We start from the raw sequence: 10,533 nt of genomic DNA on the forward strand, positions 1-10,533 counted from the left end.
CGCAGGTGATAGTCACTTCCTGTTATATCGCTAATATTAATTTTACGTGTTTAGAACGGTTTCAACAGGTAAAAACTCTTAAAGGCAGGGTCGGAATACTCTCAGAGAAAGGTTTAAGTGCGCCCATTATTCGGGCGCAGCAGGATAATCAGGCCGTTTTTTTCACAATATCGACAGTCAGGCCGTCTTGTTCTAATTGCTGGCGATATTCATCGCGCAAACGCTCATCCGTAATCACACGGCTGAAGCGTGAAGCCGGACCCATCGTATAAGGGTGTACGGCGCCAAACTTAGAGCTGTCGGTCAGCACAATCGCTTCACACTCTTTGGCGAGTACGGCGTTAACCACGTCTGAACGCATCATGTCGCGACCAGTAAAGCCGGTGTCGGGCTGCCAGCCGTCAATACCAATGAATGCCTTACTGAAGTGAACCTGCTGAACATATTGACGCGTTAATGGCCCCACCATGCTTTCGCTTTTCTTCTGGTAAATGCCGCCCAGCAGTATCACCTCGCACTGAGTTTCCTTCAACAGATGGGCGATATAGCTGCTTACGGTGATGATGGTAACGTCTTTTTGATCGGCGAGCGTGCGCGCCAGAAGAGCGTTACTGCTGCCATTTTCAATAAAGACGGTCTCACCGTTATTCACTAAGGATGCAGCAAACTCCGCCAGCTCCCGCTTGAGCGCATAATTGTTCATCATGCGGGTTTCGACGTCGTCGCTGTCCAGTGGAACGGCATATCCGTGCGCACGCCGCAGGTAGCTCTGTTTTTCCAGCAGATTCAGATCCTGACGAATGGTGACTTCAGAAACGCCGGTGGCTTTAGCGAGATCGACCACGCTTACGCGTCCCTGATCGATCACCATCTGCAAAATGATTTGTTGTCGGGAATTCATAGCATCCATTTAAAAGGCAAGGGCGGAAACGACGTGGCTACACTTCCCACGGGGCTTTAGGTTGAGTGGATTCTGGAGCGTTATCAGCGCCGTTCTCAGCCAGCAGTTCAGACTTGAGGATTTCAAGGTTACGGATAGCAGAGTGATAATCGCCTGCGACAAGAATATCCAGCACAGTATCAATACGCTGTGCCACGGCTGTTGCATCAATGTTAGACATAAGCTCACCCTGAAGCGAAAAGTTAATATTATCAATGATGCAGAAAATTGATTCAAAAGAGAAGGTAAAAAATGCAATAACCAAAGTTCATAAATGAAAGTGATAAATTTGGCCCCCGTATGCTGCGGGTTGTAGGGGTGGATTAGTCTAAAACTGCGCGCAACGCGCTTTTTTATAAGAGGAATTCGACTATGACAGTTATCAACCAGACAACCTGCACATTGTTTACTGATGCTGAACGATTCACTCAACTGGCGGCTTATTATGAGGCCGAACGGCGTACGGTGTGGATGATGTTACGTGCCACGCCACGGCCTTGCTTCAATCATGCGCTGATCGAGGAGATCATGAATCTCTCCTGGCTGGTTCGACAGTCCGGATTTGTCGTTGATTTTTGGGTCACCGGATCGCTGGTCCCCGACATCTACAATACCGGCGGTGATTTACAGTTCTTCGTTGAGTGCATCAAAAACAACCGACGCGAAGCGTTACGCGCCTATGCCCGGGCTTGTGTGGACTGCGTTCATGCCGCCTCGCGAGGGTTTGATACCGGTGCTGTCACGCTGGCTATGGTGGAAGGAAGCGCGTTAGGGGGCGGGTTTGAAGCCGCGCTGGCGCATCATTTCATTCTGGCCCAGCGCGATGCCCGATTAGGCTTTCCGGAAATCGCGTTCAATCTGTTCCCGGGCATGGGCGGCTATTCACTGGTGGCGCGTCGCGCCGGCATGAAAATGGCGGAGGCGCTGATCTACAAAGGTGAGACGCATACGGCGGAATGGTATGAGCAGTATGGTCTTGTGGATCTCTTATTCGAGCCGTTACAGAGCTATGTTTCGGTGCGGACGTTTATCGACACGCTACAGCCGAAGCTCAACGGCGTAAGGGCCATGCTGCGTGCGCGTACGCGCGTGCTGCCACTTCCGCGAAGCGAGCTGATGGACATTACTGAGGATTGGGTTGATGCCGCCTTCTGCCTTGAACCGAAGGATATCGCCTACATGGAGCGGCTGGTTATGCTGCAAAATCGCCATCAGGCGACGGGCTTACGCAAAGCCAGCTAACGGACATTTCTGGCCTGATAGCGCTTTAGCCATCGCTCGAATGCGGCAGCGGGCATGGGCTTAGCAAAAAGATAACCCTGCCGTTCGTTGACGCCATTCTTCGTCAGAAAGGCGTCTTCTTTTGCACTTTCCACCCCTTCAGCAATGACCTGCAAATTTAACGCCTGCGCCACGGCGACTATCGCACGCACCAGCGACTGTGAAATGGACTGCTTATGGATGTCCCGCACGAAAGCCTGGTCAAGCTTAATGGCATCGATAGGGAAGCGCGCCAGCTGCGACAGGGAAGAGTACCCCGTACCAAAGTCATCCAGGTGAATTTGCGCTCCCAGGCGGCTAAACTGCTGGATCACTGACAGGGCCAGCTCTTCATTTTCAATGAGACAGCTTTCGGTCAATTCCACGTCAATCGGGCAGTATTCAAAACTCAGGTCTTTCAGCGCCTGCTTCAGGTCGCTGAAGATGGTCTGGTCCGCCAGCTGACGGGCGGAGACGTTGACCGCGACGCGAAGGTTGATCCCCTTGTCGCGCCATTTTGCCACCTGGCGCACCACATCAAGCATAACCCAGCGGCCCAGGGGCACAATCAGCCCTGACTCCTCAGCATAGGAGATAAACTCCATCGGCGGGATCAGGCCACGCTCTGGCGACTGCCAGCGCACCAGCGCCTCCAGACTTCTGACTTCGCCGCGCCAGGTTATTTTGGGCTGGTAGTGGATTAACAGCTGATCGTTATCCAGCGCTTTACGCAGGTTGGTATCCAGCCACAGGTATTCAAATACGCGCTGGTTCATCTCTGGCGAGAAGACGCAGAATTTGCCCCGGCCATTTTCTTTGGCGGTGTACATGGCGGTGTCGGCATTACGAATGACGCTTTCGCGATCGTTACCGTGCTGGGGCGCAAGCGCGATGCCCAGCGAGCAGCCGGTGTAAACCTCTATCAGCCCGATGCGGAAAGGCTGACGAAGTCGGGTCAGTATGCGCGATGCCATGGCTTCCAGCGCGCCCTGCGAGGTATCGGTGGCCAGCACGATAAACTCATCCCCACCCAGGCGCGCCAGGGTTTGTCCTTCGTCCAGGCAGCTCAGGATCGCCAGCGCAACGGCCTGTAGCAGCTGGTCGCCAAACATATGCCCATAGGCATCGTTCACTTTTTTAAAGTTATCCAGATCGAGATAAACCACGCCTACCTGGGTGTCAGCCCGAGCGGTGATGGCATCAGAGATCAGCTCATGGATGGCGTTTCGGTTAGGCAAACCGGTAATCGTATCCGTATTGGCGAGTACGCGCAGGCGCTCCTGGGCCCGACGCTCTTCGGTTATGTCGGTACCTGAACAGATGAGGAAAATTTCATTTTTCCCGCTGCCGCTGTGAACAAATTTATTTCTGAAGAGAAACAGGCGCTGCCCTTTGCGGGTCTTGATCCAGCGTTCAACTTCGTACGAGCTGCCGTTACGAAAAAAACCGGTGATGTTGCGTTTGGAGGCCGCGGCTTCGCTACGGCTCATAAACAGTTTGAACACGTTTTGCCCGATAACTTCCTGTTCCTTCAGGCCCGTATATTCTTCACTTAAACGGTTGAAGCGCTGAATATTCCCGTTCTGGTCGAGGATCACAATCACGGAGTTAGCCTCGGAAACCACCTGTTCAGCGAAGGAGAGCCCCTGCGCCAGGTCGCGCGCCACGGAAGGGGTATCGTTCCAGGCTGATGCCGTTCCTGCCCACTCATTTTTGTTAATTTTACGGCCGACAAGATGAACGGGAACGTCCACACCGTACAAGGGCAGGGTCATGGCAATGCTGGAGGTTATCACGGTGAGCTGGCGGATCAGCGCGGCCTGCTCATCATCCAGCGCCACCACCTGAATGATGTCAGCGCTTTCACTGGCAGCAAGATGCAGAGCATTGCTGTCTGCTGTCAGTCGCCACCAGGGGCTATGCGTACCCATGTAACGAAACAGCAAATTCTGCTCCAGATCGTCCATCACGTTTTCTCCCGCGGCTGCTGAGTAGCGCACAAATTATTCATTTGCAGTCGACAATGACGGCTCTCTTTTACTGTAGATAATTCTGGCGAAATGTGGCGATGGGAAACAGAAAAGTGTGAGAAAAAACGATGATTTTGCGGGAGATAATTCAGGTGAGAACTCCCGGCCACCCCTTAACGGAACGGCCGGAAGTTTACGCGGTTATCAGGCGGCAGGGCGCGCGATAATACTGCGGGTTTCCATGCGCACTTCAGCGATGGTGACATCAATCACGTCAGTGACCTTGTAAACCGTTTCGCCTTTAATTTGCACGGTCCCGTTTTCCTGGCTACAAACCAGTTCGTCGCGAACGGCATGCAGGAACGGGGCAGGAATAAAGGCAACGGCGCCATTATCCACCAGACGAACGCGCATACCGCCGCGGCTGATGTCAATGATTTCAGCCGGGAAACGGGTGTCAGTCCCTGCCTTATCATTCAGGAAGCGCGCGTATAACCAGTCGCCGACATCACGCTCCGCCATACGGTTGAGACGGCGACGTTCTGCCATCTGCAACGTCGTATCATCCTGTGGGCGGGCAACAGATTCCCCTTTGATGATCGCTTTCAGCAGACGATGGTTAACCATATCGCCGTACTTACGGATCGGGGAGGTCCAGGTCGCGTAAGCCTCAAGACCAAGGCCGAAGTGCGGGCCTGGCTCGGTGCTGATTTCCGCAAAGGACTGGAAGCGGCGAATACGGCTGTCAAGGAACCCTGACGGCTGTGCGTCCAGCTCGCGGCGCAGTTTGCAGAAACCTTGCAGGGTCAGCACTTCCTCAGGATCGACGTGTACGTCATGGGTTTTCAGCAGGGCAGCCAGCGCTTCGGTGTTCGCTGGATCAAACCCGGTGTGCACGTTGTAAATGCCAAAGCCTAATTTGTCGCGCAGCACGCGGGCGGCACAAATGTTGGCGGATATCATCGCTTCTTCAACGATGCGGTTGGCAATACGGCGCGGCTCAGCGACAATATTCAGCACTTCACCTTTTTCACCCAGCACAAAACGGTAGTCCGGACGATCTTTGAAGACCAGCGCGTGAGTTTGACGCCATTCGCTGCGGCTCAGGCAGACGCGGTGCAGCAGACGAATTTGTGCGGCAATGTTGTCGGACTCAGGTTTCCAGCTACCCGTGTTCTCCAGCCAGTCGGACACGTCGTCATAGGCCAGCTTGGCTTTGGATTCGATGGTGGCGGCGAAGAATTCAATATCTTCTTCAATGGTACCGTCAGCCGCAATGGTCATCCGACAGGCCAGCACCGGACGCACTTCATGCGCACGCAGCGAGCAAAGATCGTCGGAGAGTTCACGCGGCAGCATCGGAATGTTAAAGCCCGGCAGGTAGTTGGTGAACGAACGCACTTTGGCCATCTCGTCCAGCTTGCTGCCTTCGACAATCCATGCGGTAGGGTCGGCAATGGCGACGGTCAGATGCAGTTTGCCATCGGCTGTCTCTTCGGCATACAGCGCATCGTCCATATCCTCGGTGCTGGCGCTGTCAATGGTGACAAAGTCCAGCGCCGTCAGATCGCGACGTTCCAGACCTTCGTCCTGCATTTCAGTCGCCACGCCCTCAGGCGCTTCTTTTTCGAGATTGTGGCGCGCTAGCGTCACCCACCATGGGACGAAATGGTCGTCGCCGAAGGTAATGTATTGGGTAAGCTCGGCGTAGAAACCGCGATCGCCTTTTAAAGGATGGCGGCGCATCTCGGCCACCGCCCAGTCGCCCTCAACAAAATCATGCTCAACGCCACGCGCGGCGCGGCACGGAATAGCATCTTTCAGGAGAGGATGATCCGGCACGACAGAAAGACGATCGTCTTTTTTATGCACTTTCCCGACAAAGCGGGTCAGGAAAGGTTCGATCAGTGCTTCCGGCTCGGCAGACTCTCGTTCCTTTTCGGTATGAATAACGGCCGAAATGCGGTCGCCATGCATCACTTTCTTCATCTGAGGAGGCGGAATGAAGTAGCTCTTCTGCCCGTCAACTTCAAGAAAGCCAAAGCCCTTTTCCGTGGCTTTTACGACCCCTTCTGCACGCGGCGTCTGGGAATGCAGTTGCTGTTTAAGCTGCGCTAGCAGCGGGTTGTCCTGAAACATAATGTTCTATTTTCGTAGCCATTGAGCGGCTGACAGTTTTACGCGAATCTCACTGCTACAGCAAGCGCTCTTTAGGTAAAGAGTATGGTTATTCCTCTTTGCCGAGCGCCACGCGCAGACGGTCCAGCCAGCCATAAAATGCATCTCGGGTAAGCAGGTTGATGGCCTTCTCTGGCGAGAGACCTGACCCGGTCAGGGGCGTTAACTGGGCGGCGCTAAAGCGATCCGGAGAGGCGACAAGCAGCGCACGAGCGGCTGAGAGCATCGAAGACGCGGGGCCTTCACTTCGCGGATGGTTAAGCAGAATTTCGCCCGTCAGATCAAGCAGCATCGGCTCATGACACAGCACAGGAGTAAGCGCTTCAAGCGCCGGTTCCGCCTGCCAGCGTGAGAGCGCCTCAAGCTGAAGCGCACTGGCATATTTTAGCTCAACCGCGGGTAGCGTGGCGGTCCATCTGCTGAAGCTGACCGGCAGCGTATGGGGCTGAATGTGATGCCCGGGCAGCCAGCGTACCGGATGGCCAAGCAATGCCTGAAATACCGCGACCACTCGCGCCTGAAAACCGACAAAGCCGATGATCTGGTTGATAAGCACAATGTCATACGTTGTGAGTCCAACCTCATCAAGCTGGTTTTGGGCTTTATCATCGATGACATCGGGTGAGCTGGCTAACTGGCGGGCATACTGGGTAATTTCTGCAAGGCGTCGATTGCTTTCCCGGGAGGAGTCCGGCCCCGGAAGAGGGGCGAGCAGAGCAGCGTAGTGGTTACAGAGCCGCTGAACGCCACAGGCCTGGGCAACCGTTAATGCCGTGCTCAGCCTGTCGTAGGCGCTGAGCGTATGCAGACGGTTCACGGGAGTATCAAGTGGGAACAAAAGATGACAGAGGGTTCGGGCAGGCGTAAGCCAACCAGCACAGCTTGCGAGAATGTCATCGGGCAGGGCTAGATCGAGCAAAAAACGGTCGTCGACGTTAGCGGCTTCGGGCACCAGCGGCAGAACGTCCGTCTGCGAATGATTCGACTGGGTTTCATGATACCAGTGGCCTTTGCCGGAAAAACGGCGTTGTTCCATGGGCGTTCCTTGATCTCAAAATGGCGATCAATATCCTGGCGTAAGGCGGATGAGGGGAAAAATATTGTTAGGTGATAACAAATAGCTGAACGGAATAACGAGGGGCGGGGCGGGAGGAAACTCTCTTCCCTGGCGGGAAGAGAGTGACAAGCTTATTTGATTTCCAGCTCGTTCATTGCAGCGATGTTGAAGCCGCCGTCAACGTGAACCACTTCGCCGGAGATGCCCGCGGAAAGGTCAGAGCACAGGAATGCCGCAGAGTTACCCACATCTTCGATGGTAACGGTACGACGAATCGGGGTAACCGCTTCGCAGTGTGCCAGCATTTTACGGAAATCTTTGATACCGGAAGCGGCCAGGGTACGGATTGGACCCGCAGAAATAGCGTTAACACGCACGCCTTCAGGACCCATCGCGTTCGCCATGTAGCGCACGTTGGCTTCCAGAGACGCTTTCGCCAGACCCATAACGTTGTAGTTAGGGATAGCACGTTCTGCGCCGAGGTAGGACAGAGTCAGCAGGGCTGCGCCCGGGTTCAGCATCGCGCGGCAGGATTTTGCCATTGCAACGAAGCTGTAGGAGCTGATGTCGTGGGCGATTTTGAAGCCATCACGGGTAACCGCGTTCACGTAGTCGCCGTCCAGCTGGTCGCCAGGAGCGAAGCCGATGGAGTGAACAAAACCGTCGAATTTCGGCCATGCTTTTGCCAGTTCAGCAAACATGCCATCAATGCTTTCGTCTTGTGCAACGTCACATTCCAGAACAATGCTGGAACCCAGCTGCGCGGCAAATTCTTCAACACGGCCTTTCAGCTTGTCGTTCTGGTAGGTGAACGCCAGCTCAGCGCCTTCGCGATGCATTGCCTGTGCGATGCCGTATGCGATGGACAGTTTGCTGGCAACGCCAGTCACCAGAATGCGCTTACCGGAAAGAAAACCCATAGCTTTAATCCTTATATTCATTGCTTATTTTGCCTTGTAATTCATAGTGTTACAGGCAGTATTTCAAAATCATTCGAAATTAGCTCGAAATTATAGCCCACTCACAGCCCCTTGTGTCACGATATTTCTCGCTCCTGCGCCGTGAATGGGCTCACGGAAGAGGTTGAACTGACTCTTCATCAGGCTGTTTCGTGTGTATCCCAGCAGTATATCACCGCACGCGGGGTTCGCCTCATCCAACCAGAGACTGCCCGGAGCTTCACGCTTATACAGCCGGATCTTAATTCGTTGACGAGGGGATTCTGGCGATAACCTTAATTTCGAAATCAAAACCCGCAAGCCAGTTAACGCCTATTGCTGTCCAGTTTGGGTAAGGAGCGTGCGGAAATGCCAGTTTTTTCGCCTCCATGATGACGGGAAACTGGTTTTCAGGATCGGTATGAAACGTCGTGACATCGATCAGATCGTCAAAAGTACATCCCGCGGCTGCCAGGATCGCCCGTAAATTATCGAACGCCAGCTGCACCTGAGCGGGAAAGTCGGGTTCAGGTGTGCCATCGCTGCGGCTGCCAACCTGACCGGAAACAAATAACAGATCGCCAGAGCGGATTGCAGCTGAATAGCCATGCTCTTCATAGAGGGCATGTCGGTTAGCCGGGAAGACGGGATCACGTGAAGGCATGGCTTTTCCTTTTCTGTCAGAGGTATTGTTGTGCTTACGCGGTAGAAGTAACATACGCGATGTATGTGAAAAATGTAATTCACATACGTCGCGTATGTCAAATTATAGTTATCGCTTAATTAAGGAAGTCCCATGGCTACAAAACGTCGCGCTGAAACGGCCCAGGAAAATCGCGAGAAAATGATTCAGGCGGCGCGGAAGGCGTTTGCTGAAAAAGGCTATGCCGCAGCGTCAATGGATGAACTCACGGCAAGCGTGGGGTTAACACGCGGCGCGCTATATCATAATTTCAACGATAAGAAGGGATTACTGGCGGCGGTGGTCGCGCAGATAGACAGCGAAATGGCAGCAAACGCAAAAGCGATTGCCGCCGCCGCCGAAGATGACTGGGAGCGACTGCTGGCGGAGGGCATCGCCTATATCAAAATGGCGCTCGTTCCTGAAGTTCAGCGTATCGTCCTTCTTGACGGTCCGGCTGTTCTGGGCGACCCGGCGCAATGGCCCAGCCAGAACAGCTGCCTTGAGTCGACCCGTCAGACCATCGAAAAAATGATGGAGTGCAACGTAATCAAAAAGATGGATGCCAGAGTCGCAGCCCATCTGCTGAATGGCGCTGCTCTGAATGCGGCTCTGCTGATTGCCGCGAGTGATGAACCGCAGAAGACTCTCCCGCATGCCATAGAGGTGTTTACTCTGCTGGCAAGCGGGTTACGCAGCGGCTAACGATCTTTACGCCACGCGTCCGCCGTCAACGCTTCACCAAAGTGTCCGGCAATCAGGCGTTTCGTCAGGTCATGGAGCGGGGAGGCCAGTACGTCAGCGGTACTGCCGCGCTCGACAACTTCTCCCTGGTGCATCACCAGCACCTGGTCGCTTATGTGCTTCATCATGCCCAGATGCTGAGTCACGTAAATATACGAGATCCCCTGCTTTTCCTGTAACTCCAGCATCAGGTTAATGAGCTGCGAACGCATCGACATATCCAGCGACGCCAGCGCTTCGTCGGCGATGATGACCTTCGGGCGCAGGATCAGCGCGCGGGCCAGACCGAGACGCTGTTTTTGGCCCGGGGCCAGCATGTGCGGGTAATAGCTGACATGGTCGGGCAGGAGGCCTACCAGACGCAGGGTTTCGACAATCCGTTTGCGACGCGCTTCCGGCTCCAGGTCGGTATTCAACCGCAGCGGGAAATCCAGGATCTGGGAAATACGCTGACGCGGGTTCAGGGACGTCGACGGATCCTGAAAAATCATCCGGATGCGCTGACTGCGAAAAGAGTAGTCCCCAAATTCCAGAGGATGATCGTCAATCAGTATTTCACCGCCGCTCGGCTCGACCATACCCGCGAGCATTTTTGCCAGGGTCGATTTGCCCGAGCCGTTTTCACCGATAATCGCCAGCGTCTGCTTTTCGCGCAGCGTAAAGCTCAGCGGTTTAACAGCCTCGACGGTCTGACGGTGAAACAGGCCGGTGCGATAGCGAAAGGTCTTACTCAGGTTACGTACTTCCAGTAAGGTTTCGACCAT

10 protein-coding genes are annotated in these 10,533 nt (G+C 54.3%); 2 read left to right on the forward strand and 8 right to left on the reverse strand.

Translation table 11 applies throughout. The features are described from left to right. Positions 1 to 148: 148 nt before the first annotated feature. Positions 149 to 901 (reverse strand): DNA-binding transcriptional regulator YciT, encoded by a 753-nt coding sequence (locus ACOTWU_RS11350; protein WP_017384211.1) that lies wholly within the window; start codon positions 899 to 901, stop codon positions 149 to 151. 37 nt (positions 902 to 938) lie between these two features. Then, positions 939 to 1,121 (reverse strand): hypothetical protein, encoded by a 183-nt coding sequence (locus ACOTWU_RS11355; RefSeq protein WP_003856825.1) that lies wholly within the window; start codon positions 1,119 to 1,121, stop codon positions 939 to 941. Positions 1,122 to 1,312: 191 nt separating this feature from the next. Here ACOTWU_RS11355 and ACOTWU_RS11360 point away from each other — a divergent pair, with 191 nt between their 5' ends. After that, positions 1,313 to 2,182 carry a crotonase/enoyl-CoA hydratase family protein gene (locus tag ACOTWU_RS11360; RefSeq protein ID WP_017384209.1) on the forward strand — a complete coding sequence of 290 codons (870 nt, stop codon included), beginning with the start codon at positions 1,313 to 1,315 and terminating at the stop codon, positions 2,180 to 2,182. Here ACOTWU_RS11360 and pdeR read toward each other — a convergent pair. The 5 genes from pdeR to ACOTWU_RS11385 all read right to left on the reverse strand — a co-directional run bounded on the left by pdeR (position 2,179) and on the right by ACOTWU_RS11385 (position 9,007). Further along, the gene (pdeR, locus tag ACOTWU_RS11365) at positions 2,179 to 4,170 is read right to left on the reverse strand and encodes a cyclic di-GMP phosphodiesterase (protein ID WP_126498677.1); all 1,992 of its coding nucleotides are present in this window, start codon (positions 4,168 to 4,170) and stop codon (positions 2,179 to 2,181) included. The two genes, ACOTWU_RS11360 and pdeR, sit on opposite strands and share 4 nt — an antisense overlap. 204 nt (positions 4,171 to 4,374) lie before the next feature. Beyond that, positions 4,375 to 6,309, reverse strand: coding sequence for an exoribonuclease II (locus ACOTWU_RS11370; protein WP_063931277.1), 1,935 nt, complete (start codon positions 6,307 to 6,309; stop codon positions 4,375 to 4,377). An 88-nt stretch (positions 6,310 to 6,397) separates the two neighbouring features. Next, complete coding sequence (locus ACOTWU_RS11375) at positions 6,398 to 7,384, reverse strand: CMD domain-containing protein (protein ID WP_015570393.1); 987 nt, start codon at positions 7,382 to 7,384, stop codon at positions 6,398 to 6,400. A 152-nt stretch (positions 7,385 to 7,536) separates the two neighbouring features. Next, positions 7,537 to 8,325, reverse strand: coding sequence for an enoyl-ACP reductase FabI (gene fabI / locus ACOTWU_RS11380; protein ID WP_003856831.1), 789 nt, complete (start codon positions 8,323 to 8,325; stop codon positions 7,537 to 7,539). Positions 8,326 to 8,605: 280 nt separating this feature from the next. Next, the gene (locus ACOTWU_RS11385; RefSeq protein ID WP_126498577.1) at positions 8,606 to 9,007 is read right to left on the reverse strand and encodes a RidA family protein; all 402 of its coding nucleotides are present in this window, start codon (positions 9,005 to 9,007) and stop codon (positions 8,606 to 8,608) included. Between the two features lie 132 nt (positions 9,008 to 9,139). On the opposite strand from ACOTWU_RS11385, the gene ACOTWU_RS11390 reads away from it, so the two are divergent. Then, the gene (locus tag ACOTWU_RS11390) at positions 9,140 to 9,730 is read left to right on the forward strand and encodes a TetR/AcrR family transcriptional regulator (protein ID WP_015570397.1); all 591 of its coding nucleotides are present in this window, start codon (positions 9,140 to 9,142) and stop codon (positions 9,728 to 9,730) included. On the opposite strand, the gene sapF is transcribed toward ACOTWU_RS11390, so the two are convergent. After that, the gene (gene sapF / locus ACOTWU_RS11395; protein ID WP_003856838.1) at positions 9,727 to 10,533 is read right to left on the reverse strand and encodes a putrescine export ABC transporter ATP-binding protein SapF; all 807 of its coding nucleotides are present in this window, start codon (positions 10,531 to 10,533) and stop codon (positions 9,727 to 9,729) included. The two genes, ACOTWU_RS11390 and sapF, sit on opposite strands and share 4 nt — an antisense overlap.

The sequence above is a fragment of the Enterobacter cloacae complex sp. GYL001 genome (genome assembly GCF_049237125.1).
In the GTDB taxonomy this organism is placed as follows: domain Bacteria; phylum Pseudomonadota; class Gammaproteobacteria; order Enterobacterales; family Enterobacteriaceae; genus Enterobacter; species Enterobacter hormaechei_C.

Excerpts from the sequence above, each read along its gene's own strand:
- ACOTWU_RS11350 (WP_017384211.1), bottom strand. The coding sequence starts at position 901 with ATGAATTCCCGACAACAAATCATTTTGCAGATGGTGATCGATCAGGGA.
- ACOTWU_RS11355 (WP_003856825.1), bottom strand. The coding sequence starts at position 1,121 with ATGTCTAACATTGATGCAACAGCCGTGGCACAGCGTATTGATACTGTG.
- ACOTWU_RS11360 (WP_017384209.1), top strand. The coding sequence starts at position 1,313 with ATGACAGTTATCAACCAGACAACCTGCACATTGTTTACTGATGCTGAA.
- ACOTWU_RS11370 (WP_063931277.1), bottom strand. The coding sequence starts at position 6,309 with ATGTTTCAGGACAACCCGCTGCTAGCGCAGCTTAAACAGCAACTGCAT.
- ACOTWU_RS11375 (WP_015570393.1), bottom strand. The coding sequence starts at position 7,384 with ATGGAACAACGCCGTTTTTCCGGCAAAGGCCACTGGTATCATGAAACC.
- fabI (WP_003856831.1), bottom strand. The coding sequence starts at position 8,325 with ATGGGTTTTCTTTCCGGTAAGCGCATTCTGGTGACTGGCGTTGCCAGC.
- ACOTWU_RS11385 (WP_126498577.1), bottom strand. The coding sequence starts at position 9,007 with ATGCCTTCACGTGATCCCGTCTTCCCGGCTAACCGACATGCCCTCTAT.
- ACOTWU_RS11390 (WP_015570397.1), top strand. The coding sequence starts at position 9,140 with ATGGCTACAAAACGTCGCGCTGAAACGGCCCAGGAAAATCGCGAGAAA.
- sapF (WP_003856838.1), bottom strand. The coding sequence starts at position 10,533 with ATGGTCGAAACCTTACTGGAAGTACGTAACCTGAGTAAGACCTTTCGC.